Origin of the sequence: Aquiflexum sp. TKW24L (assembly GCF_023502205.1) — a bacterium.
Taxonomy (GTDB): Bacteria; Bacteroidota; Bacteroidia; order Cytophagales; family Cyclobacteriaceae; genus Cognataquiflexum.
In genome coordinates this window covers 20739-46579 of the sequence record NZ_JAMFLG010000012.1, presented here as the reverse complement: position 1 = coordinate 46579, position 25841 = coordinate 20739, and the positions used below count along the sequence as shown (strand labels likewise).

Genomic DNA, 25841 nt, shown 5'->3' with positions numbered 1-25841 from the left:
CTTTCAGGGCTTTTTCCGAATATTTCTTACTATTACGATGGTCTGCATCCATCGCTTGGGTATTTTGCACCTTCAGTGCTGTAACTCTGAATGGATATTTTCCATTATGCCTCTGTGTCCATTGAATTATACAAGTCAACAAATACCTACATATTGGCATGTATATTTCAAAATTCTAGGCCTATTCCTGCTCCTTTAAGCATTCCGTTTTTTTGCTAAATTCTTTACCCTTGCCCCGTGCAGTGTCTCCACCGATAAAATCTATTGTTTAAATGCTTGAATGCCCAACACATCCGTCATCGGTCATCGGTCAAAATCAAACAACATTTAGGTTTATTGTCAAGAAAGAAGTTTACTATAATTACCTATACCCTGCATTGATCTCCTTCAAAGCCTCCGTTCCAGGACAAAGTTTATCTTCCTTCAGTTTATTCAAGGGTGTACTGCAGGTGCTTAAGGTGCCATGAAGGTCTTTCCATTCAGTATTGACATAAAGCAAACCAGTCAAGATTTCATTTTTTGTTCTTGCATGCTGAAGGGCGTTGGCAACCGAAACTCTGTCTTCTGGATTCCAATCTGTTGCCAATTTGTTAAGTTGGATCAAGGTGCCATCATGCATCGCAACTCGGGTCGACTTGCCTTTTTCGTAATTGGTTTTGATTTCAGGCATTTCGGGTACAAAGTCCAAAGTCGAGGTTGCTTCAATATGTTCCCTTACATAATCATAGGATTTGGTAGAACCGGGGTTGTTGTTGAAAGTCACGCAAGGGGAAATCACATTGAGAAAGGCAAATCCTTTGTGGTGCATGGCCGCCTTGATAAGCGGAACCAATTGTTGCTTGTCTCCGCTAAAACTCTGAGCCACAAATGTCGCCCCTAATTCTATCGCCAAACTCGCTAGGTCGATGGCCTGAAAAGGATTGACAGAACCGGCTTTGCTCCGCGAACCCTGATCTGCCGTGGCAGAATCTTGTCCTTTGGTCAGGCCATAACAGCCGTTGTTCATCACAATATAGACCATATTCAGATTGCGGCGGATGACATGGACAAACTGCCCCATGCCAATGGAAGCAGAGTCCCCATCTCCTGAAACGCCAAAGTAAACCATGTCCTTATTCGCCATGCTCGCACCGGTAGCGACGGAAGGCATTCTGCCGTGGACGGAATTGAATCCATGTGAATTACCCAAAAAGTAGGTTGGGGTTTTGGAAGAACAGCCGATTCCGGAGATTTTGGCTACTTTATGTGGTTCTACGGACATCTCAAAACAAGCCTGCACGATGGCGGCGCTGATGCTGTCGTGTCCACATCCCGCACAGAGTGTAGAAAGGGAGCCTTCATATTCCTTTTGGGTATAGCCAAGTTTGTTTTTTGGAAGTTTCGGATGTCTAAAGAGCGGTTTTAGATAACTCATGGTGTTGGGTGTTTTCTAGGTTTAAATGCTTTAAAATCTGGTTTTTGATGGCATCAGCCGTGATCGGCATACCGTCATAATTCAAGATAGGAATCAATTTGGCAGGATTGGTATCAAGTTCCATGATCATCATGCTGCGCAATTGCGCATCCCGGTTTTGTTCGATCACAAAAACAGTCGAATGGGAATGGATAAACTGAACCACTTCTTCTCCAAATGGGAAAGCTTTGATTCTGATCGCATCCACCATGATTTCATTATATTCCATAATGTCTTTTGCTTCTTCTGCCGAAAAAGTTGATGTTCCATAAAATAAAATCCCTACTTCTGACTTGTTTTCCTTTTGGTACAAATGGGCTTTCGGAACGATTTTCTTCGCCGTTTCCCATTTGAGCATCAAGCGGTCCATGTTTCTCTTGTAGGCAGCGCCATCTTCTGTGTAGGCAGCGTATTCATCCCTTGAAGTTCCTCTGGTAAAAAAGGAGCCTTTTGTAGGGTGGGTGCCTGGATAGGTCCGGTAAGGAATGCCGTCACCATCCACATCCAGATATCTTCCAAATCGGCCGATATGCTCTAATTCCTCCGCATTGAGAACTTTTCCCCGGTCATATTTTCTCTTTTGATCCCAATGAAAAGGCTCACTGATGTGATCGTTCATGCCAAGGTCAAGGTCTGTCATGACCATGATCGGCGTTTGAAGGCGCTCGGCGAGGTCAAAACTTTCGGCTGTCATCTCAAAGCATTCATGGGGAGTAGCAGGGAAAAGCAATACATGCTTGGTATCTCCATGAGAAGCGTAGGCGGCAAGGAGAATGTCCGATTGTTGCGTTCTGGTGGGCATGCCTGTACTTGGACCTGTTCTTTGAACATCCACAAGGACAGCAGGTACTTCGGCAAAGTAGGCCAAACCTAGAAATTCATTCATCAAAGAAACTCCAGGACCACTTGTCGCAGTAAACCCACGTGCTCCATTCCAATTGGCACCGATAACCATGCCCATTGCCGCGAGTTCATCTTCGGCTTGGATGATGGCAAATCTTTTCTCGCCTGTTTCAGGATCTGTTCTGTATTCTTCACAATAATGTTCAAACGCCTCCGCCACCGAGGTGGAAGGCGTAATCGGATACCATGCCATGACGGTGGCTCCTCCATACACAGCACCGAGTCCGCATGCCGTATTCCCGTCTACTAGGATTTTGTCTTTGATGAGGTTCCTTCTTTCAAGATGGAAGTTCAGTGGATACTGGAAATTGGCCTCGACATAATCCATTCCCAACTTTAGGGCTTGGATATTCGCGTCGATCAGTTGCTGTTTACCTTCAAATTGTTCTCCGACCAATTTTTCAATTTCTGAATAATCCATGTTTAACAACTTGGCTAAAGCACCGACATAAATGATGTTCTTCAGGAGTTGCCTTTTCCTTGGATCTGAAAATGCCTCATTGGACATCTCCATCATAGGAACGCCGAGATAATGGATGTCTTCTCTGAAATAGGGTGCAGGGAGTTTTTTGGTACTGTCATACATAAAATAACCGCCCGGCTTGACACTTTTTACATCCTGTGCCATACTTTGAGGATTGACAGACACCAAAATGTCGATACCTTCCCGTCTCCCTAGATATCCCTTTTCACTGACACGCACTTCATACCAGGTAGGAAGTCCCTGAATGTTGGAAGGAAAGATGTTTTTTGGAGTAACAGGAATTCCCATACGGAAAATGGCTTTGGCAAACAGGTAGTTGGCACTCGCCGATCCGGTGCCGTTCACATTGGCAAACCGGATTATAAAATCATTGACTGCTTTTGTCATTTCTCTATGAGGGGTAATGGGGTGATCATTTGATTGGCTTTGGTCGTGGAGTAGAGGAATTTTTGCATGTCCCAAGCTGAGGTGGGGCATCTTTCTGCACAGAGTCCACAGTGGAGACATACATCTTCATCCTTGACCATGACCCGTCCTGTTTTAAGCTCTTTGGAAACCAATAAATCCTGGGTCAGATTTTCTGCCGGTACCAATAGATTTTGTCTAAGTGCAGTTTCCTCTTCATTGACCGTAAAAGTGATACATGAAGTAGGGCAGACGTCCATACAGGCATCACATTCGATACACCTGTCTTCGGTAAAAACGGTCTGCACATCACAATTAAGACATCTTTGGGTTTCTTTATATGCTGTAGCAATGTCAAATCCCAATTCAACTTCTTTCTTTCGGTCTTTGAGGGTTTGGGATTTTTTGGCTTGGGGTACGATATACCTTTGGTCTATGGCGACACTGCTGTCGTAACTCCATTCGTGGATTCCCATCTTTTGGCTGACAAGATTGGTATACGGTGAAGGCCTGTCATGCACATCTAATCCTTCACAAAACAAATGAATGGAAACAGCGGCATGGTGACCATGGGCTACTGCCGTGATGACATTTTTTGGTCCGAAGGCGGAGTCACCTCCAAAGAAAACCTTTGGATTGGTAGATTGGAAAGTCGTTTCATCCACTATTGGCATTCCCCACTGATCAAATTCCAGTCCGATGTGTCTTTCAATCCAGGGAAAACTGTTTTCCTGACCAATCGCGATCAACACTTCATCGGCTTCTATGAAAACATCATCTTCCTCGGTTGGTAATAGTTGTCTTTTCCCGTTTTCGTCATAGACCGGCTTTACTTTCTGGAACTTCATTCCGATTAATTTACCGTCTTTTACCTCAAAACTCAGCGGGACATGGTTGTCAATGATTTTTATATCCTCATGCAGTGCATCTTCTTTTTCCCATGGTGAAGCTTTCATCTCTTCGAATGGACTTCGGACCACCACTTTGACTTCTTTACCTCCCAATCTTCTTGAAGTACGGCAACAGTCCATTGCAGTATTTCCTCCGCCAAGGACAATGACTTTTTGGGCTATGGATTTGGTGTGTTCAAAAGCAACACCTGCAAGCCATTCGATGCCAATATGAATATTTTTATCACCTTCTTTTCTACCGGGCAATTTTGGTAAGTCTCTTCCCCTAGGAGCACCTGTACCTACAAAAACTGCATCATATCCACCCTCCAAGACTTCTTTCAGGCTTTTGACATAAGTCAAAAACTGGGTATGGATGCCTAGGTCAAGGATGAAATTCACTTCTTCATTGAGCACTTCCTCAGGAAGTCTGAATGATGGAATCTGGCTGCGCATCATTCCCCCGCCTGCGATCTGCTCATCAAATAGGTGGATTTCGTATCCCAAAGGAGCCAAATCCCTCGCTACTGTGAGGGAAGCAGGGCCACCGCCAATGAGTGCAATTCTTTTTCCATTGGATGGAAAAGGACCTTGGGGCATATATTGCCTGACATCACCTTTGTTGTCCGCTGCGACTCTTTTGAGCCTACAGATGGCGACAGGTTCTTCTTCCACGCGTACCCTACGGCATGCCGGTTCACAGGGGCGGTCACAGGTCCTCCCGAGTACACCGGGGAAAACATTGGATTCCCAATTGACCATGTAGGCTTCGGTGAATTTTTCGGCAGCGATGAGCCGAATATATTCCGGTACGGGGGTGTGGGCGGGGCAGGCGTATTGGCAATCTACTACTTTATGGTAGTATTCGGGATCTTTGGTATTGGTAGGCTTCATGGTTAAAATGGGTTTGAATTCGCTTTTCCTTATTTTTCACAAAGAAGTCAAAGCTTTTTAAAGCTAAGAAATTTCAGAATTTAATACAGATACTAAAGACATAAAATTATAATTTATTTTGGTGGTCGATAAAGATGCAAAATGTCGCCTATTTTTGATTTAGACATTAAAAGATTTAATAAAGGAATTTAGCTATGAAACTCCATCAAAAAACTTTCATCATCACAGGGGCTACGAGCGGTATGGGTAGGGCGATTGCTTTGGAATTTGCCAAAGAGGGTGCAAACCTGATCTTGAGTGGGAGGGATAAAATCAAGGGAAAGATTTTATTGAAAGAAATTGAAGAAATAGGGGGGCAAGCTGAATTTTTGGCTGGGGATGTTGGTGATATTCAGTACAATCAGCAGCTTGTCGAATTGGCTGTAAAATCATTTAGGCAATTAGATGGCTTGGTGACCAATGCCGGAATGCTTGGTTTGGGTTCAGTGACCGAACTGGATCCATCAGATTGGGACACCACATTCAGAACCAATGTTGACTCAGTTTTTTTTCTTCTCAAATTTGCCTTGCCTGAATTGCTCAAAAGGCCGGCTGCAGCTGTTGTCGTCAATTCCTCGATCGCGGCTTACAAATCATTTCCAAATCATCCTGCTTACTGTGCTTCCAAGGCCGCATTATTGGCTTTGGCAAAACAGATGGCAGTGGATTACGGGCCAACGGTCCGCATAAATACTATTTGTCCCGGACCTGTGGATACTCCTTTTATCCATGCTTCTGCAGTAGCATTTCCCGACCCAAAAAAAGCTGTTGAAAATGCCGGCAAAAACACACTGCTTAAAAGACTTGGAGAACCCGATGATATTGCCAAATTGGTTTTGTTTCTGGCAAGTGAGGAGTCCTCATGGATTACAGGTAGTGCTTTTACGATTGATGGAGGGATTTTGGCAGCAGGATAATTCGAGCAGATTCAGACTTTATTCAACAACCGGTGCAAGTCTTCTTTAAATTGCTTTCCTATCGGAATCAATTTACCCTGAATTTCTACATGGGAATCAGAGACTGCATCAAGTTTTGAAAAATTGACAACATAGGATCTGTGGATCCTGACGAAATTCCTTTGATCCATTTTTTCACAAAGTTTACTTAATGGACTGACAATCAAATAAGTGAGATTAGAAAGGAAAATATTACAGTAGTTTCTTTCTGCCTCAATGTACAAGATCTCATCCAATAAGACTTTGATAAATTTATTTTGGTTTCGGATAAAAATCCTGTCTTCTTGATATTCGACCAGGGTGTCATTGGAAAGGATATCCTGATGTTTCTCTTTGATTTTATCCTCTACCAAAGCAATAGTTCTTTCAAGGTCAAGTTTGTTGAATGGCTTGGATATAAAAGCAAATGGGTGGGTTTCCTTGGCATTGCTGAATGTCGCATCATCCACATTGGCAGTAAGGTAAATGACCGGTATGTCGATCAATTTTTTGATGGCTTTGGCTGCTTCAATGCCATTTATTTTTCCTTTTAATTGGATGTCCATCAAGATGATGTCCGGATTGTTTTCGATGGCATGGTGGACGGCATCTTCCCCCCTTGATTCAAGTCCTGTCACCTCATAACCAAGGTTACTCAACTGCAAGCCAATATTGGCCGCTATAATCATGTCATCCTCTACGATCAAAATTCGGGTTTTATGGGTCATGCTGCTTTTTGGGTTTGGAATTCAAAGAAGATTTCTGTTCCGGAATTAGTAAATAAAGCCATTTTTCCATCAAGTTGACGGGTTAGCAAAGTGATCAATTGGGTGCCGAATCCCGATCCACGGATTTCGGGTTTTTCTCCCATACCTATTCCGTCGTCAGAAAAATGAAGGATAAGATGTGAGTTTTTTTCAGATAAAGAGATTTTGATCTTTCCATGCTTTTCATTTGGAAAGGCGTACTTGAGGGAGTTTGAAAGCAGTTCATTGACAATCAATCCTATCGGTATGGCCCGGTCGATGTCCAACCCCAAGGGTTCCATATCGCAATATAGCTCAATTCGGCTTGAGGCATTGAAGGTGTCTATAATGTACTCACCCAAGGTTAAGAAAAAATCTCTCATTTCTATTGATTTGATGTCTTTGCCCTGATACAGTTTCTGATGGATCAATCCGATGCTATGAACCCTGTTTTGGGTTTCTTCCATGATACTTTGAAATTCTTTATTTTCAATCTTGGCTGTCTGTAATGCCAAGAGACTGGAAATTGTCTCTAGGTTGTTTTTTACACGATGGTGGATTTCTTTCAATAAATACTCCTTTTCGAGATTCTGTTGTTCTAAAAGCAGGTTGTAATTCCTACGTCGCCTCATCACGATAAATAGAACGCCTAGAATGACAACCAAAAGTCCTGATAGTGTCAAGACGAAAGTCTGGAGAATCTTTTGTTTTTCCAACCTTGCCTGCTGTAGGTTAATGGTGTGTTCCTTTTGGGAGACATTCATTTCAGTTTGTAATTGGGAAATTCTCTGATCAGCTTCTGAAGTAAAAACACTTTGTCGGAGCTCATCATACTTTTTGTAGGCCTCTAAGGCTTTGGCAAACCTTTTTTCCCCTTCATAGGACTCGCTCAATTCATTGTAAACAAGTCCTAGGTAATATTTGTCCCCGAAGTCATTGGATGCGACGAGAATGCTTTTTTCCAAAAGTTGGATAGCGTGGGAGAAATGGCCGATACTGTTGTTGGATTTTCCCAAAGACAACAATGAGCGCATTATCATGAAATTATTATCCAATAATTCGGCATATTTCAGAGCTTCAAAGCCTGATTTTTCGGCTTCCTTGTAATCACCAAGCTCATTGTACAAATCTGAAAGAGCGATGTAGGTATCGCTCAGGTTATTGTAAAATCCATATTTTTCTCCGATGATGATGGATTTCTCAAAATACCTGCGAGCTTCCTCATACTTGCCAAGTTTGATCAGGTTGCTGCCCACTACCTGAAGTGTAAAATCATAATCTAGGTCTTTCAGATTTCTCTTTTCAAAAATTTCCAAAGACTTCAATCCATATTCCAAGCCGATTTCATATTTCTCCTGTTTCCAAAAAAGATTGCTCATATCAGAATAAGCCATGGCAATCGCTTTTTCATCCCGGTACTTTTCTCCAATCTTCAATGTCTTGGCTGCATACTCAAACGCCACCCCAAGATTCCCCTGTCTTTCAAACACATAACCTAGGTTGGTGTAAAGCAGCCAGCTTTCCTTCTCCGGGATTTTTTCGATGGCACTTTTAAGCACTATTTCGGCCCAATCCAGCTCATCAAGCCTCAGTAAGATGGCCCCTTGGGAAACCTGCAGTCTTCCTTCCCAATATTTGTCATCCATCAGTCTTGCCTCTTCAAGTCCCTGAGTGATGATGGTCATGGATTTTTTGAGATTTCTGGTATGGTAATAATACCCGAGGTCATTCAAGACTTTGACCCTCAGTGTATTCACTTTGATATCTTTGAGGCCCGATTCTAGTCGATCTAAGTAATCCGCATCAAAATCATCTGTCTCAACAAAAACCTGCCTGTAGTCTATTTTCCCATTTTTATAATAGAGCTGAGCCTCTACTTGGAGGGTGATCAAATAAAACAGAAGGGAAAAAATTCTTTTCATCTCTGAAATATAATATTTTATCAATGTCAATTTAACCAAAATTTCCAAATATTATTTCTCACTTTTTACTCACCGGAAATTTTTGGATGGCATTCGGACAATATATGTGGTCGTTTGTCCTAAGTCATTTCTTTTTTGTGTGTATCAAAGCTTAATTAGATGCGTCATTAAATCAATTGAAAATCTTTGTACCTCTATTGACTTGATAGGTAAGTTTAAAAAAAACATAAAACCACCAACCTCTTAATATTCCCTGACCACATACTAAGCAACATCATGTTAGAATAAATGTAAAGTCAGGAAGAAGACGAGTGCCGATCCAAAGGGTCTCTTCTGAAAATTCAAATGTGTTTATCGAAATTTATAAGCCCTAATTTATAAATGAACTTTTTTATAAAGAGTAACCCTTTTTGAACGATGAAGGTAGATTCAGATTAATGTCTGAATTATTTAGATGGGATGATCGGGGGAATGCAACGAATCGACCAATAGTTGCGCCAACCCGGTTGTCCTATTTTTTATTTTAAGTACAGACAGAAACGAACTTTATGAAAGACATTAAGATTGATAGCGGCCTAGTGCCGATTGAATTGTCGGAGCGGGTTACCTCCCTGGATGTCATGCGTGGCATCGTTCTTTGCGGAATCCTATTGATGAATATCAATGGATTCGGTTTATCCGGAGCTTACAATGACCCTACCGTTTCGGGGGGAGCAGAAGGTTGGAATTTGGGTGCTTGGATTGCCTCAAACCTATTTTTTGAAGGGACCATGAGGGCCCTGTTTTCTCTTTTGTTTGGGGTGGGGATGTTTATCCTTTTGGATAGGTTTGAGAAAAAAAATGCAGGTATCAAGGCCGCAGACATCTATTTCAGAAGACTGCTGTGGTTGTTGTTTTTTGGGTTGGTGCATGGGTATTTGTTGTTGTGGAGAGGGGAGATTCTTTACGAATATGCCCTGATGGGTTTTTTTGTTTATTCTTTTAGAAGAATCAGTTCCAAATTCCTTGTCCTGATTGCTGTTTTTTTATTTTCCATAGGCTCACTTTGGAGTTATGTAGATTATCGCAATGATGTGGCTATGTTGGAGCAAGTAGCCTTGGCTGAAACCTTTAAGGACCAAGGAACACCACTTACCAAACCAATGAAAGACGCCGTCAGCCGGTGGGAGCAAAAGTTATATGAGCGTTCTCAGGAATTTATCGATTTTGAACATGAAAGTATGCGGAAAGGGTATGTCGATGTGGTCATCTACTTGGCACCTGTCAATACTTTTTTCAACACTTATTTCGCCTACAGATATGACCTTTGGGATATTTTGCCCATGATGCTGCTTGGGATCGCGCTCTTCAAATGGAAAATTCTTTCAGGGGAAAAAACCTATAGATTTTATGCTGTCATGGTTTTGTTGGGCTATGGAGTTGGGTTTTTGGTCAATTACTATGAAATCAGCTCCATCATGGCAAGTGACTTTTCTTATCTCGGGTTTGCAAAAACCAATATGACCTATGACCTCGGCCGTGTTCCCGTTGCCATGGGTCATATCGGGATGATCATGATGTTTTCCAAGATTCCGATACTCGAATGGCTCAAACACAGCTTGGCGGCCGTCGGCAAAATGGCGCTTACAAATTACCTGATGAATTCAGTCATCTGCATGTTTGTTTTTACAGGAGTGGGATTTGGCTTATTCGGAAAGTTGGAGCGGTTTGAGCTGCTTTATGTCGTGTTTTCTATATGGATATTCCAATTGATCTTAAGTCCGATATGGCTGAAGTATTTCCATTTCGGTCCAATGGAATGGGTGTGGAGAAGGCTGAGCTATCTTCAAAAGCCACCTTTTAGGAAGTAAATGTATTGTCATGTAAGGATAAAATGAAAAACGGGAAAGCCGAAAACCGACCAAAGTAGGCACTAAACAACAACCAAAATGACTATGAAAAACTATTTTCGCACTGCGACTGCCTGTATGGCTCTCGCTTTATTTAGTATTGGCTGTAGCGCACCAGCTCCCGAAGAAGCGGCCGCTCCGGAAGTAATGGCGCCGACAGTTGCCGCTGAGCCTGATATGGGTGCTATCAAAGCTGAAATCCAAGCATTGGAAACAGCTTGGGCTGCCGCAGATAATGCAGGTGACGTCCCTGCTTTGCTTGCTTTTTATGCGGACGACGCGGTGAGTATGGGAAGCGGAACTCCGATGGCTGTAGGTAAAGCTGCCATCCAAAAAGAACTTGAGGCAAGCATGGCCAAAAGAACTGCAGGCCATACAGTGACATACGAGGTCCTTGACGTTTTTGGGGATGAAAACACCATCACCGAAGTGGGAAAAACCACCCGAAAGGATGCTTCAGGCAAAGTTGTTTCATCGGGTAACTATATGGCTATCTGGGAAAAACGCAATGGAAAGTATATCTGCGTCAGAGATATCAGTAACAACGGACCGACACAAAATTAATCTCAGTCATTCACTGTTCATTCCTTTTAAAAAACTGAGGGGTATAAATAAATACCTACTCAGTTTTTTTATGCTTTTTTTGACTGACTTTTTTAAAACGAAATAAATAAGTTTTAACAATTCTGCAAGAAATCATCTGAAAATGTGCTAATCAGAAAGGAGAACAGGATTGTTTTTGAAAATATAGCCTCGTAAATATTTTTAGAAATAATTATAATTTTAGGTATTTTAATATTTTTTCATTGGGGAAATAAATCCATGCGTTGGGACAAAAAATTAGCTATTTCGTCCTTGTTGGGTTTTAATTGAAAAGTGAAAAAATTATCTTTTCATCCAAACTTAAAAATACTCAAAAACACAAAGATTTTTTTCTCCTTCTAATTTTTAACCATTTATTACATGAAGACATTAATAGTATCTATCTTTTTATCTTTCTTATCTACACTAGGATTTTCACAAGGCTTAATTCAGGGAAAAGTTCATGATTCACGGGCTAAAGAGATGTCCTTTGCCAATGTGATACTATGGAATAAACCTGATTCCTCTATGGTGAAAGGGGTCATTTCCGATGAATCCGGAAATTATATTTTTAAAGAAATACCCAAAGGGGAATACTATGTGGAAGTACATATCCTCGGGTATGCTAAAACTTACACTCCGGCGTTTAGTTTCTCGGGGACAGAAAAAAATAATTTGGAGCCCATTATTTTGGTTGAAGCAGATCAAAATTTGGAAGAAGTAACGGTAGTTGCCACTCGGCCATTTTTTGAGTTGGAAGAGGGAAAAATGGTAGTCAATGTGGCCAACAGTATTTCAGCTGCGGGGTTATCGGTCATCGATGTACTCGATAGGGCTCCCGGGGTAATGGTCAACAGGCAGAGTAATTCGATCTCCGTTTTAGGCAAAGACGGGGTTGTCATCCTGATGAACGGCCAAAGATTCAGAATGCCGCTCGAAGCTGCCTATCAGATGTTGGCAGGTCTCAATTCGAGTGATGTCGAAAAGATCGAAATCATCACTGTCCCTCCTGCAAACTATGATGCTGACGGCGATGCAGGGTTTATCAATATCGTGATGAAAAAGGACAATTCTATGATAGGCACCAAGGGTTCCCTTACCATCGGACAAGGCTATGGATCGGGATATAATGGCAATATGAGTTTCAATCTCAATCATCAGGGAGCAAAATTCAGTTGGTTTGTTCTTTTGGCCTCGACCTATGTAAATCAGGTAGCAGAGTGGGAACAATTTAGAGGAAACAATAACGGATTTGAAGACATTCGTATTGATACCTACACCGATAGATATTCGACCAGAAAATCCATCAATTACCAGGCAGGGTTTGACTACAAGCTAAGCAGCAAAACCATCCTCAGTGGCTTGGTCAGTGGCTACAATAACCGTTGGGAAATGACGGCTTTTAATACTACCAAATCCAGTTTTTCCATTTCCCCGGATACACTTTTTAGGATGACAACGGTAGAAGTCAATAAATGGAGTCATATCATGGGCAACATCAATCTTCAGCATACATTCCAAAACGGGCATGTCATCAGTACCAATGTAGACTACCTGACTTACAATAATGCCAATCCATCGGGATATACCATTACGAATTACAATGAATCCAATGATTTGATCGGTTCACAGGAATTCAGAATAAGCAAGGATACTCCCATTGAGCTGTGGGTAACAGACTTTAACCATTCCATGAAAATTGGCAAATCAGTAGCTGTAGAATCAGGTATCAGAGCTACTCTTTCAAAATTCACCAATACTGTAGTCTTCGAAGAGAAATTTGAATCAGATTGGCAGATCGATCCAAAATTCACAAATGATGGCTTTCTCAATGAGGATATATTGGCAGCATTTTCCTCAGCCAAAATCAAATTTGATGAAAAGACTTCCTTGAATGCAGGAGTCAGGTACGAGAACACCAAAACCAACCTCACTACCGTTTCGGGAGAGAAAATCGTTGACAGGCATTACGGTGATTTCTTTCCAACGGCATTTTTATCCAGAAAAATTAATCCAGACAACTTGGTTCAGCTATCCTATGGACGCAGGATTACCCGCCCCACTTTCAATGAGATGGCACCTTTTGCGTTTTTTTCTGACCCTTTTACCTTCTTCGCCGGAAATGAAAACATCCTGCCTACTTACACCAATACCTTCAAAACAGATTATTCCCACAAAAGCTGGATTTTCTCGCTGCAGCACAGCACGGACCAAAATGTTATTGCAAGGTTTCAACCTACTCTGGATGAAGAGACAAACACGGTATTTCTGAAAACGGAAAATATCGACCAAAGGCAGACAGTTTCCTTGATGATAGCTTTCCCCTTGAAGTTGACTTCTTGGTGGGAAGCCCAAAACAACTTTACAGCAAATTATCAAAGAGTCAAATCTGAGCTGAACGGGGAGATTTATGATGTTGATCAGAAAGGTCTGCAGGTAGTGTTGACCAACACTTTCACGCTGCCCAAAAATTACACCATTGAGTTGATGGGAAATTACATGTCTCCCAGCATCAACGGATATTACTTGGGACTTTCTCGGGGCTTTCTTAACCTAGGAGTCCAAAAAAACTTCCAAAAGGCGGGGGTCCTGAGGTTATCCTGCAACGACATCCTCGAAACCAGTCAAATCAGGGGGAGATCATTCGATGGTGCTGATTTAGATTTTTATATAAGATTTAAGTATGAAAAAAGGGTGTTCATGGCTACATACACCTATCAGTTTGGAAATAGCAAAATCAAAGGAACCAGAGATAGAAAAGTAGGATCCCAAGAGGAACAGAGAAGGGTTACCAATTAATTAGCCCACATTTTTGACGGCCGGAAAATGAATCAATGTCTTGGGACAATTTTGGGGTATGTTCGTCCCAGAGCCCTCTGTAAAGAGATAAAAAAAATTGACATTGGTTTATAATTTTAATCAATCTAAAAGTAATTAAAACCACCTTAACCAAAATAACCATGAAAAAGAGAATTAATTATTTAATCATCCTGTCAATGGGAATAGTCCTCAATTGGACTTTACTATCAGCCTCGATCGCCCAAACCGAACCACTTGGTCCCTTAATGAATGCGACTGAATTGACCATAAAGCCTGGACATGAAGCGCAATTCAGAGAAGGAGTAAAAGCGTGGAAAGCTTGCTATCTGCAAAACAAAGGGGACTGGACTTGGCGTATGTGGAAAAGACAACAAGGAGAAGGAACTGTTTTTGTGCTTGCTTCAGATATGGCCAACTGGGCTGAAATGGACAAAACTGACGAGTCAGGAAAAAGTTGCCAAGATCTGGTGCGAACTCTGATCAATCCCCATATCGAGAAAGCAACATCACACGTGACACGTTTTCAACTCGGAATCAGCAAAGCAACCCCACTTACAGAAGACATGATCAGGGTGAGTTTTTATGACCTGGATCCCCAACACGGGCACAAGCTGATGGAAGTAGTCAAAGAAGTGGAAGGAATCCGTAAAGCCGCAGGACTAGAAACCCGAGGTTATTGGTATCAATGGCAGACTGGGGGACCTGAAAGTCCAAGTTTTCACCATGTATTGCCATTCAAAGATTATGCAGCCATGGACGTTGTTCAGGAGGCAGTTTGGCAAACAGTTGAAAAAAATGCAGGAAAGGCCAAAAGGGATGAGCTTCAGGCAGCATTTCGGTCCTCCCTTCAAAATACATGGAATTACATCTACACCTTGGATAAAGACCTCAGTAGACCGAGCAAATAAAGAAAGTCAGTAAGTATTCCAATTGGAAACCAGTAATTCCTTTTTGGGTATTCAGTTATTAGTTGATAAGATTGGGGCAAAGGCAATTTTGGATAATTGCCAATGCCCCTTTTTTCATTGGGAAAGTAAATCCATGCATTGGGACAGAAAAGGAGTTGTTTCGTCCTTGATGGTTTTTAAATTTTGAAATCAAAGGGTAAATTCTAAGCAAACACCAAGATAATATTTCATGTCCTCAGAAAAACCCGAATATTTCTGCCTCCGACCCGAAGTCGAAAAAGCATACGGCTATTCCCATGCCGTCAAGATTGGAAACAGCATCAAAGTCTCCGGTGCTGTCAGCATGGATGATGAAGGTGGGCCGACGGCAGTGGGTGATTTTCTCCAACAGATGAAAAATTGCTATTCCGATTTGGATAAAGTACTGAAGCACTATGGCTGCACCTTTGACGATGTGGTGGTAGAAAATGTATTTACAACAAATATGCCGGCCTTTTTAGAACATGCCGCTTACCGGAATTCCATTTATACCAAGCAGTTTCCGACAGGCTCTTGGCTTGAAGTTAAAGGCTTGGCCTTGCCCGAATTTTTGATTGAAATTGAATTGGAAGTTCATAAATAATAACGCTATAAAACCTAAAAACAACAATTATGAAAACCCTTGAAGATAATCCTAAAAAAGCAAGTAAAAACAGTGCCGTTGTAGATGGACTTTACAAAGCTTTTGCTGTAGGCGATATCCCTACAGTTCTTGGCGGCATGGATCCCAATATCGTTTGGAATGAAGCCGAAGGCAATGCCTATGCCGATGGCAACCCTTACAAAGGCCCTGAGGCGGTATTGCATGGCGTATTTGCACGCATTGGGGAAGAGCATGAATATTTTAACCTGAAAGACATTGTTCTTCACGAAATGGCCAATGACAAAATATTGGCAACCTTACGCTATGATGCCAAATACAAGAATGGAAAAGCTTATGATGCTCAAGCGGCGCACCTTTGGACACTTAGAGATGGCAAAGTGGTTGCTTTTCAACAGTATGTAGATACCAAAAAATTAAATGATGCTTTGAATTAGTGAAACCTATCCTTTAGGAATCATTAAATAACTCCTATCATATGAAGAAAATTGTTATTGTAAGCCTTTTGGCTGTTGCATCGATTGCTATGGCATTGAGCCTGTTAACTGATAAACCTGCACTTGATTTTTTGGAATCTCTAACTCCGGCTCAAAGGAACAAAACGCAAATGCCCTTCAATGACGAGTCTAGGATGCTCTGGCATTATATACCTACTTCAATGTTCCCTAGAGCAGGAATTCAACTGGATGAACTTAATCCAAATCAGAAGTCCAAATTGGAGGAACTCCTCAAGACTTTTCTCTCAGAAGCGGGATATGCAAAAACGAAGAAAATCATCGATTTAGAAAATATCCTTTTGGAAATCAGTGGCGATTCGGTCATGAGGAATCCTGAAAACTATTCGGTTGCATTTTATGGAAATCCTGAAAAAGACAGCTTATGGGCTTTCTCTTTCGAAGGCCATCATATTTCCCTGAATTTTACAATTCATAACGAAAAAGTTGAAATTGCTCCCCGATTTTTTGGAGCGAATCCGGCAAAAATTCTCTCTGGACCCAGAAAAGGTGAGCGCACGCTTCAAAAGGAAGAGGACCTAGGCTTTGAATTGATAAACTCATTATCAGCAGAACAAAGGGAAGTGGCAATATTTCAGCAGGAACCATTTTTTGATATTGTTACAGGGAATTCCGCAGAAGTCGAGCCGTTAAGTCCCGTAGGAATTATGTATGGTCAGCTAAACAGAAATCAACAACTTATTTTTTTGAAACTTCTTGATGAATATCTATCCACCATGCCCGCTGAACAGGCCAAAAAAAGAATGAATAACATTAAGGATGAAGAAATAAATGAGGTAAGATTTGGATGGGCTGGAGCAACTGTCCTCGGAGAAGGTCACTATTACCGGATTCAAGGGAAATCGTTTTTGATTGAGTTTGACAATGTCCAGAATAAGGCCAATCACATTCATACGGTATGGAGAGATTTTGACGGAGATTTCGGTAGGGATATGATTAGAGAACATTATAAGAATTCGGATCATCATAAACATGATTTATAAAAAACACTAAACGATAACAAAATTGGAAACACTTGCTCACAAAACAGAACGATTACACTCTCTCGATTCCCTAAGAGCCATTATGATGCTCCTAGGCTTAGTGATTCATTCTTCTGTTACCTATGGAATCTTTGAATATAGAGGTTCATGGCCTTTGAAAGACCCCAGTTCCACTAGTATTCTCAATGATCATATCGTTTTTTTTATCCATTCCTTCCGGATGCAAATATTTTTTGTAGTCTCTGGATTTTTTGGAGCCATGTTATTTTATGAAAGGAAACCATTGGCTATGATTAAGAATCGAGTTTCTCGAATCGTGTATCCTTTTATTGTATTCGTCATTTTGCTTTGGCCTCTAATCACACTCTCTTTTACTTATACCCGATTAGTGTTTGCTGGTGATCCAAATGCTTGGGCAGAGACGTTGGCTACCATAGGAACTCCTTTATTTTTCATTCCTCAGAAAACATGGCATCTATGGTTTCTGTACTATCTTGTCATGATAATAGGGGTTTCAATTCTGATTGCCTTTGCTATAAGAAAGACTCCCAGCTTGGCTCGCTCTATCTCTAAGGCGTTTAGCTGGATTATTCAAAAGCCAGTTTTACGCGTATTCTTTTTTGCGGGGATCACCGGCTTGGTTTACCTGATTATGGGAGTTTCCTCAGTGGCCACTTCCGCTTCATTCATACCTGATTTCAATACCTTTCTCTATTATCTCACCTTTTTTATTGTAGGGTGGCTTTTGTTTAAATCTAAAGAGCATTTGGACAGCTTCAAGCGTTTGGATTGGGCATGCTCCATATTGGGAACTGTTCTCTTTTTCGGATACCAACTAAATGTCTCATCCTTTAGCTTTGAGATGACGATCCTGGTCAAGTCATTGGTCGTTTGGCTACTAATCTTTGGATTTACTGGGCTGTTTCTCCGCTACGGGAGTAAGCATTCAGCTCGAATGCGCTATATCTCGGATGCATCTTATTGGGTGTACCTCGTTCACATCCCTATTGCAATTTTTATTCCAGCACTTATTTTCGAGTGGGAACTGCCAGCTATGCTGAAATTTTTGACAGTACTATCAGTGACTACGATCATTTGCTTTGTCACCTATCATTTATTTGTGAGGACGACCTTTATAGGGCAGTTTTTGAAAGGAAGGAAATATTCAAGAAAGATTTCTGACATCAGGCAAACCCAGGAATTGGGTCAATTGACAACTCTTAGATCATAAAGATAAACCATGGCCAAAACTCTCACCCTTGTCCCCGATAAACCCAAAACTTGGCTGATGCTGTTTGCTTGGGCTTTCCTAATCCTCTTCGCCGGCAGATTTGTCCTGAACGATGCCTTGCCTTACTTCGGATTTGACGAAGAAGTGTACGGTAGGTTCTGGAGGATGAAATGGCCGCTGATCGGACATATCACTGGCGGTTTGCTTGCTCTGGTATTGGGACCCTTTCAGTTTTGGGCAGGGTTTAGGAACAGGTACCTGAAAGTGCACCGATGGATGGGAAAGTTATACCTGACCGGAATTTTGATCGGCACGATCAGTTCTGTTTCGCTTGCGCTGACTACCGGAATGGCCATCCATTTGTCATGGGCAATTTCTTTGATTGTCCTTGCCATGGCTTGGTTTCTGACTACCGGTATGGCATTCCGATTTATCCTGCTGCGTCGGATCAACTTACACAAGGAATGGATGGTCAGAAGTTATGTGGTGACTTTTGCTTTTGTGCTATTCCGCTGGCTCAACAGCACTCCCTATTTTGTTGAAATGGGGAATTTCATAGAAAGAGGTCCTACTATGATCTGGGTTTCTTGGGTCATACCATTATTGATCACAGAGATTGTATTACAATGGAATAAAAAGGGGTAAGCCGAAAACCTGTTTAGAGTAGGCAATAAATGAAAAACAAGATGAAAAGTTTAGCAATCCTTACTATCCTCATGGCATTTACTCTAAGTGCCTATTCCCAAAGTTCTTTTACCGAAAAGATGTTCCATGACCTTATGGCTAAGACTGAAGATCGGATGTTTATATTAGAAAATACCGATGAAAACTTTGTGTTTATTACAGGTAATGGCCAGAAAATGGGCCGTGCAGAGTTAGAGAAATTATCTTCTACGATGACTGTTATAAATGAGTTTTCAGACCTAACCGTAAATCAATCAGGTGGTACTGCAATCGTTTCGGGTCTGATCGACCAAAAGATAAGTCAAAAAGAGAAACCTTCAGATGTTTTTAAATACAAAGGCGTATTTACGGCCGTTTATGCAAATCAAAAAAAGTATTGGGTATTGATGTCCTGGCAACATTCCGATTATAAGCCGAATAACTAATAAAAATAATCAAAGTTTCTAAGCTCTATCCTATGGAAATTTAGAGCAAATAAATAGGGGTAAGCCGAAAACCTATTTAGAGTAGGCAATAAATAAAAAACAAGATGAAAAGATTAGCAATCCTTACTTTCCTTATGGCATTGACTCTAAGTGCCTATTCCCAAGGTTCTTTTACCGAAAAGACCTTTTATGACCATATGGCGAAAAATGAAGATCAGAAATTTTTATTGGAAAATACCGATGAAAACTTCTTGTTTATTACGGGTAATGGCAGAAAAATGAACCGTTCAGAATTTATTGAAGCTCTTTCAACTGTTGAAATTGATAGTGATTTTTCAGACCTGACAGTTAATCAGTCGGGTGGTACGGCAATCGTTTCGGGTATGATTGACCAAAAAATAACTCCAAAAGATAATCCTGCAGGTGCTTGGAATTACAAAGGTGTATTTACAGCCGTTTATGCAAATCAAAAAAAGAATTGGGTACTGATGTCTTGGCAACATTCCGATTATAAGCCGAATGACTGATATGTCAGCCTTTTGTAGATTTTCTGCCGGTCGGTAATATATACTATAATAACATGAGAGATCAAAAGCGGATGATCAAAGAAGGAAACATGGTAAAGGATATTTATATAAATATGGAATCATGAAATTAACTCGGCTCTTACGGTTTTCTATTTACACACTCTGTTCACTTGTGAGTTGCCATAAAACTTACGAGCTTGGAACAACAGATCACATAAAATCCGTAACCGATCAGGTTGACACCCATCGGCTTTTGAATGCGGATGAGAATCCGGGCGATTGGTTGTCTTATGGCAGAAATTATGCTGAAGACCGCTATAGTTCACTTAATCAAATCACCAAAAGCAATATCAAGGAGTTGGGATTGGCCTGGAGCTTCAATCTTGGGACAAATAGGGGGATTGAGGCGACACCATTGGTAGTGGATGGAATCATGTACATCTCAGGTCCCTGGAGTATCGTGTATGCCATAGATGCCCGAAAAGGGGAATTGATATGGACTTATGATCCTGAAGTACCAAAAGAACATGGAGAAAAAGCATGTTGTGATGTAGTGAACAGAGGAATTGCGCTTTACAAGGGCCATATTTTTGTGGGTTCACTTGACGGAAGACTAATTTCAATAAATGCTGCCACAGGTAAGAAAGTCTGGGAAGTCCTGACCGTGGATCAAGCCAAGGCATATACCATCACCGGTGCTCCCAGAGTGGTGGATGGAAAGGTGATTATTGGAAATGGTGGTGCGGAATATGGTGTTAGAGGTTACGTTACGGCTTACGATGCCATGACAGGTAATCAGATGTGGCGATTCTATACGGTTCCCGGTGATCCTTCCAAGCCATTTGAGTCCAAAGCAATGGAAGATGCTGCCAAAACCTGGACAGGAGAGTGGTGGAGATACGGTGGAGGCGGAACCGCTTGGGATGCGATGGCTTATGATCCGGAATTAAAATTATTATACATCGGTACAGGAAATGGGGGACCATGGAGCAGAGAACTTCGATCGCCGGGAGGAGGGGATAACTTATACCTTTCATCCATAGTAGCACTCAATCCTGACGATGGTGAGCTGGTATGGTATTATCAGACTACACCCGGAGATTCTTGGGATTACACCGCAACCCAACATATCATTCTTGCTGATATGGAAATCAATGGAATCCTCAGAAAGGTATTGATGCAAGCGCCAAAAAACGGATTTTTTTATGTTATCGACCGAACGGATGGAAAGTTAATATCAGGTGACCCTTATACCTATGTCAATTGGGCAAAAGGGATTGATGTTGTCACAGGGCGACCCATAGAAAATGATTTCAGTCGCTATATTGACATTAATGCTGTGATATCTCCTTCAGCGATCGGCGGACACAACTGGCAACCGATGGCTTTCAATCCAAAAACCAAATTGGTATACATTCCATCTCGGGAGTCAGCCATGATGTACGGTCATGAGGCAAACTGGGAATTTAAGGATGATCCAAATTCCAAAAATACAGGTAGAGGATATGATGCTACCAAATCAGTTCGTCAGGATTCTTTGGCACCTGCCGGGCACGGCAAACTCATCGCTTGGGATCCGATTGAGAAAAAAGAGGTATGGCAGGTGAAACAGCCTTCTCCATGGAATGCTGGGGTACTAACTACAAGCGAGTTGGTTTTTCAAGGTACAGCGGAAGGAAATTTTGTTGCCTATGATGCAAGTTCCGGTGAAAAAGTTTGGGAAACAGCATTAAATACAGGCATCATTGCCGCACCAATTACCTATTTGATAGATGATGTCCAATATGTTTCGATTGCCGTGGGTTGGGGTGGTGTTCTAGGATTATGGTCAAAGTATACCAAACAAATAAATCCTGGGACGATCTATACTTTTGCTCTAGGCAAAAATGAATCTATACCTAGCTTTCCTGACAAACCCGAACCAAAGCTTATTTCCTTATCTTTTGAAGCATCAGAGGGTGAGATCAAAAATGGGGATACACTATTTAAACGCTATTGTGCTTCCTGCCATAATTTGAATGGCGGCGGAGTTATTCCCGACCTTACCTATTCCTCTCCCGAGACATTTACTGCATTCAAAAATATTGTTTTGGAGGGGGATTATCTTGGTAAAGGCATGCCGAAATTCAAAGATCGCTTGTCTGAGCAGGATGTAGAAGATGTAAAACATTATATTCTGTCGATTGCGAATAAGAAGCTAACCGAGCTGGGAGTTGAAGGAAGCTCAAAGTAGAGAGCGGCATCCCAGGAAAAAATCTCAAATCATTTGTAACTACCAAAAAATAAGTAATTATGAAAAACAAAGTCGCATTAATAACAGGAGCTAGCAGTGGAATAGGAAGGGCAACTGCCGAATTATTTGCAGCCCGAGGTGCCAGTGTGGTAGTAGCCGCCAGGCGGGGAGCTGAACTGGAAGAATTGGTCGAAGGAATTAGGAACCGGGGAGGAAAAGCAAGTGCCATTGTTGCGGATATGTCTAAGTCCGCTGATGTGGAGCAAATGGTAGCCCATGTCCTCAAAGAATTTGGACAGTTGGACTATGCGGTAAACAATGCAGGTATTGAGGGAGCATTTTCGCCCATTGTCGATTTATCGGAGGAAGAGTGGGATCGTGTTCAGGATATTAACTTAAAAGGGGTCTTTCTCTGCCTGAAATACCAAGCAAAGGCAATGCTCGCAGCCAAAAAAGGGGGAGCCATAGTCAATATTGGTTCCGTCAATTCCTTTCTTGGTTTTCCCACAGGTTCAGCCTATGTAAGTTCAAAACATGCCCTGATCGGGTTGACAAGCAGCGTTTCCGCTGAACTTGCGCCAGAGGGCATACGGGTCAATCTGGTCTGTCCGGGTATCATAGATACACCTATGCATCAACGATTACGGGGTATTGTGGGGGACGCGGTTTATGACCAATATGCCATTCCTAATGTCCATCTCAGGCGTGCGGGCCGTGCTGAAGAAATTGCCAAAACCATTGCTTTTTTGTGTTCTGATGAGGCAAGCTATATTACGGGTACCACCATTACGCCAGATGGAGGATTTACCCTTACAGTTTGACTCAGGGAGATGACCATTAGAGGGATAAAATTAATTAGTAGCAATCATAATCCAGGAAGAATTATGATCCTGACACATATAGAAATTAAAAAAATAATAAAGAAAATGATTGACCTGTCTTTTGATGTCACTTATAAGCCCCAATGACCACAATTTCCAACGCTAACCAAAGAATTTCCTCTATCGATCTTGTCAAAGGCTTGGCGATGCTCATTATGGCATTGGACCATGTGCGGGATTATGTGCATGCCCCTGCTTTCCTATTTGACGCGGCAGATCCTGAACAAACAACTTTGGCCATTTTCTTCACCCGATGGGTCACGCATTTCTGTGCGCCAGCCTTTAGTTTCCTAGCTGGCATGTCGGCCTTTATGATCAGTAAGCGAAAGTCAAAAAAGGAATTGTCAGGATTTCTTCTGAAACGTGGTCTTTGGCTGGTCTTTATTGAATTGACCTTTGTAAATTTTGCTTGGTTTTTTGACCTTCAATTCGGGACAATCCTTCTCGCGACCATTTGGTCATTGGGTATCAGTATGATTGCTTTGGCAGGATTGGTTTACCTGCCTCGAAAAGTCATCTTAATTTTTAGTCTTGTATTGATTTTTGGACATGATCTTTTAAATGGGGTTCTCTTTGATGATTCCATTATATGGGCTATTCTACATCAACAAAATATTATCATTCTATCCGAAAACCTTTTGTTGATCGTTGGTTATCCGATAATCCCATGGATAGCAGTGATGTCACTTGGATATTACTTTGGTGCTTATTATGACAAATCCATTGACAATCCCAAAAGAAAAAGAGCATTTAACCTGATCGGGATTTTTACTATTGTGGTATTTGTCATATTGCGATGGACCAATGTTTATGGTGACCCCAATAATTACCAACAATTTGGAGAATTCTCCAAAAACTTGATTTCGTTTTTGAATCCAACAAAATACCCACCCTCCCTTTTGTTTGTGCTGATGACCTTGGGAGGAACATTCCTTCTTTTGGCCAATTCCGAAACATGGAAAGGAAAGGCGGTGGATTTTATCTGCACCTTCGGAAGGGTTCCCTTCTTTTACTACATCATCCATCTTTACCTGATTCACCTGATCGCTTGGGGTTTGGCTACTGTTACAGGTTTTGTTTGGGAAAAGAATATGATCCTATCTGTATGGTTGGGATTTGATATGCCGATTCCCGGCTATGGGTTTCCGCTATGGGTAGTCTACGTGGTTTGGATTTCAGTGATCTTGGTATTGTATCCTCTGTGCAAAAAGTTTGATCAATATAAACAGTCTAATAAAGATAAATGGTGGTTGAGTTATTTTTAAAAAAGGAAAATAGTTATGCATCCAAAAAAAAGTCTGAATGGAATATAGACTGGGTTTAAGTCCCTTTGGGGACTAAATATCGGTAGAACAAGATTTTGTTATTTTGGTTTTTGTACCTTTAGGTACAACATATATTCCGTACCTAAAGGCACGGCACCCGACCATTAACCTTATTTTGCTACCCATATCGTGTCCCCAAAGGGACCAAAAAATCACTAGTTCGATTGCAAACACTGGTTTGAACGAAACATAAAAAAAAATGAAATCACTATTACTTTCAATCTCCTTTTCGCTGTTTATCTCCACTGTTCATGCCCAAGTTACCTTCTCAACTGACCACATCAAAGTCAATGAAAAACGGATTGAGCAGCGGATTTTTGAATTGGCTCAGTTTGGTAAAAATGAGAAAGGCGAAAACTTCCGGGTAGCCTACAGCCAAGGTGACATTGAAGGCCGTGCTTACTTTATGGATCTGATGCGAAAGGCAGGCCTTGAGGTACATATTGATTATGCTGGCAATATCATTGGCAAAAGAGCAGGAAAAGATCCTTCCAAAAAACCCATTGCTTTTGGTTCACATATCGACATGGTGCCCAATGGCGGAAATTATGATGGGGCCTACGGTTCGATTACGGCTTTGGAAATCATCGAAGTTCTCAATGAATACAAGATCATCACAACCCATCCTCTAGAAGTGATTATTTTCCAAAATGAAGAAGGGGGATTGGTTGGAAGCAGGGCCTTGACAGGGAATTTGAACAAAGAAGCATTGTCCCAAAAGTCTGCCAGTGGCTTGACACTGGAGGAAGGAATGAGAGCTATCGGTGGAAATCCGGATAGGTTGGGGGAGGTAGTCCGCAAGCCGGGCGATTTGGCGGCATTTCTAGAAATCCATATCGAGCAGAGCAAAGTATTGGAAAGCCGTGGGATCGATGTGGCTATTGTCGAAGGCATTGTTGGGATTGAAGATTGGGACATTACCGTCACGGGGATGGCCAACCATGCAGGAAGTACGCCCATGAACGACCGGCAGGATGCCTTGATCGCAGCTTCCAAATTGGTGCTTGCAGTCAATGAAGTGGTTAACAGCTATGAAGGCGCCCAAGTAGGAAGTGTGGGCAAAATCTTCGTGCCCTCAGGCGCACCCAATATCATTCCGGGAAAGGTGGAGATGAGTCTGCAGATGAGGGACCTTTCGTCAGAAAAGATTATGAAAATGTATGCCGATATCGAAGAACGAGCAGAACAGATCGCCAAAGAAACCAATACCAAAATCCAATTTGAAAACCTCAATCTAGGTACAACACCCATTATGGCCAGCAAGGAAATCCAAGATAAAATGATGGCAGCAGCTTCATCTCTTGGCATATCCCATATCAAAATGCAAAGCGGTGCCGGACATGACGTGCAGGAAATGGGGAAATTGGGACCGATTGGACTTGTCTTTATCCCAAGCAAAGACGGTATCAGCCACAATCCCAAAGAATATTCCTCCCCTAAAGAAATGGCAAACGGAGCGAATGTGATGCTACATACGGTTTTGTTGTTGGATAGGAATTAATTTCAAATATTTTGATATTTATTGAT

The 25841-nt window shown here is 41.7% G+C and carries 21 protein-coding genes; 16 read left to right on the top strand and 5 right to left on the bottom strand.

Going from position 1 to position 25841, the window contains the following annotated elements; translation table 11 throughout:
- Nucleotides 1-361: 361 nt before the first annotated feature.
- From M3O96_RS09960 to M3O96_RS09950, 3 genes are read right to left on the bottom strand one after another with little or no spacing between them, the layout of a single operon-like run.
- The gene (locus M3O96_RS09960) at nt 362-1414 is read right to left on the bottom strand and encodes a 2-oxoacid:ferredoxin oxidoreductase subunit beta (RefSeq protein ID WP_249720268.1); all 1053 of its coding nucleotides are present in this window, start codon (nt 1412-1414) and stop codon (nt 362-364) included.
- Nucleotides 1389-3227, bottom strand: a complete 1839-nt coding sequence (locus tag M3O96_RS09955; RefSeq protein ID WP_249720374.1) for a 2-oxoacid:acceptor oxidoreductase subunit alpha — start codon at nt 3225-3227, stop codon at nt 1389-1391. The genes M3O96_RS09960 and M3O96_RS09955 overlap by 26 nt, the downstream gene beginning before the upstream one ends.
- Entirely contained in the window at nt 3224-5029 is a 1806-nt protein-coding gene (locus M3O96_RS09950) for an FAD-dependent oxidoreductase (protein WP_249720265.1), read from the bottom strand. Before M3O96_RS09950 ends, M3O96_RS09955 begins: the two co-directional genes overlap by 4 nt.
- A gap of 194 nt (nt 5030-5223) precedes the next feature.
- Between M3O96_RS09950 and M3O96_RS09945 the strand changes: the two genes are divergently transcribed.
- Nucleotides 5224-5985, top strand: coding sequence for an SDR family NAD(P)-dependent oxidoreductase (locus M3O96_RS09945; protein WP_249720262.1), 762 nt, complete (start codon nt 5224-5226; stop codon nt 5983-5985).
- Between the two features lie 11 nt (nt 5986-5996).
- Here M3O96_RS09945 and M3O96_RS09940 read toward each other — a convergent pair whose 3' ends face one another.
- Complete coding sequence (locus M3O96_RS09940; protein ID WP_249720260.1) at nt 5997-6731, bottom strand: response regulator; 735 nt, start codon at nt 6729-6731, stop codon at nt 5997-5999.
- Nucleotides 6728-8671 carry a tetratricopeptide repeat-containing sensor histidine kinase gene (locus M3O96_RS09935; RefSeq protein ID WP_249720258.1) on the bottom strand — a complete coding sequence of 648 codons (1944 nt, stop codon included), beginning with the start codon at nt 8669-8671 and terminating at the stop codon, nt 6728-6730. The genes M3O96_RS09940 and M3O96_RS09935 overlap by 4 nt, the downstream gene beginning before the upstream one ends.
- Nucleotides 8672-9219: 548 nt before the next feature.
- Here M3O96_RS09935 and M3O96_RS09930 point away from each other — a divergent pair.
- The 15 genes from M3O96_RS09930 (at nt 9220) to M3O96_RS09860 (ending at nt 25815) form a co-directional block, all read left to right on the top strand.
- The gene (locus tag M3O96_RS09930) at nt 9220-10521 is read left to right on the top strand and encodes a DUF418 domain-containing protein (RefSeq protein WP_249720256.1); all 1302 of its coding nucleotides are present in this window, start codon (nt 9220-9222) and stop codon (nt 10519-10521) included.
- 84 nt (nt 10522-10605) lie between these two features.
- Entirely contained in the window at nt 10606-11124 is a 519-nt protein-coding gene (locus M3O96_RS09925; RefSeq protein ID WP_249720253.1) for a YybH family protein, read from the top strand.
- Nucleotides 11125-11523: 399 nt separating this feature from the next.
- On the top strand, nt 11524-13941 hold the full coding sequence (locus tag M3O96_RS09920; RefSeq protein ID WP_249720252.1) for a TonB-dependent receptor: 2418 nt from the start codon (nt 11524-11526) through the stop codon (nt 13939-13941).
- 161 nt (nt 13942-14102) lie between these two features.
- On the top strand, nt 14103-14870 hold the full coding sequence (locus M3O96_RS09915; protein ID WP_249720250.1) for a hypothetical protein: 768 nt from the start codon (nt 14103-14105) through the stop codon (nt 14868-14870).
- 229 nt (nt 14871-15099) lie between these two features.
- The gene (locus tag M3O96_RS09910; protein WP_249720248.1) at nt 15100-15492 is read left to right on the top strand and encodes a RidA family protein; all 393 of its coding nucleotides are present in this window, start codon (nt 15100-15102) and stop codon (nt 15490-15492) included.
- Nucleotides 15493-15521: 29 nt separating this feature from the next.
- Complete coding sequence (locus M3O96_RS09905) at nt 15522-15947, top strand: nuclear transport factor 2 family protein (protein ID WP_249720246.1); 426 nt, start codon at nt 15522-15524, stop codon at nt 15945-15947.
- Nucleotides 15948-15988: 41 nt separating this feature from the next.
- Nucleotides 15989-17008 (top strand): DUF3500 domain-containing protein, encoded by a 1020-nt coding sequence (locus M3O96_RS09900; protein ID WP_249720245.1) that lies wholly within the window; start codon nt 15989-15991, stop codon nt 17006-17008.
- A gap of 22 nt (nt 17009-17030) precedes the next feature.
- Complete coding sequence (locus tag M3O96_RS09895) at nt 17031-18239, top strand: acyltransferase family protein (protein WP_283773979.1); 1209 nt, start codon at nt 17031-17033, stop codon at nt 18237-18239.
- Nucleotides 18240-18248: 9 nt separating this feature from the next.
- A complete protein-coding gene (locus M3O96_RS09890; RefSeq protein WP_249720243.1) occupies nt 18249-18884 on the top strand; it encodes a DUF2306 domain-containing protein in 636 nt (211 codons plus the stop codon).
- A 41-nt stretch (nt 18885-18925) separates the two neighbouring features.
- A complete protein-coding gene (locus M3O96_RS09885; protein ID WP_249720241.1) occupies nt 18926-19348 on the top strand; it encodes a nuclear transport factor 2 family protein in 423 nt (140 codons plus the stop codon).
- Nucleotides 19349-19452: 104 nt separating this feature from the next.
- Complete coding sequence (locus M3O96_RS09880) at nt 19453-19875, top strand: nuclear transport factor 2 family protein (protein ID WP_249720239.1); 423 nt, start codon at nt 19453-19455, stop codon at nt 19873-19875.
- A 121-nt stretch (nt 19876-19996) separates the two neighbouring features.
- Nucleotides 19997-22108: a PQQ-dependent dehydrogenase, methanol/ethanol family gene (locus tag M3O96_RS09875; protein ID WP_249720237.1), complete on the top strand. Its 2112-nt coding sequence runs from the start codon at nt 19997-19999 to the stop codon at nt 22106-22108.
- Between the two features lie 59 nt (nt 22109-22167).
- Nucleotides 22168-22929, top strand: coding sequence for an SDR family NAD(P)-dependent oxidoreductase (locus M3O96_RS09870; RefSeq protein ID WP_249720236.1), 762 nt, complete (start codon nt 22168-22170; stop codon nt 22927-22929).
- Nucleotides 22930-23072: 143 nt separating this feature from the next.
- Nucleotides 23073-24254, top strand: coding sequence for an acetyltransferase domain-containing protein (locus M3O96_RS09865; protein WP_249720235.1), 1182 nt, complete (start codon nt 23073-23075; stop codon nt 24252-24254).
- A gap of 259 nt (nt 24255-24513) precedes the next feature.
- The gene (locus M3O96_RS09860) at nt 24514-25815 is read left to right on the top strand and encodes a Zn-dependent hydrolase (RefSeq protein ID WP_249720233.1); all 1302 of its coding nucleotides are present in this window, start codon (nt 24514-24516) and stop codon (nt 25813-25815) included.
- Nucleotides 25816-25841: the final 26 nt, after the last annotated feature.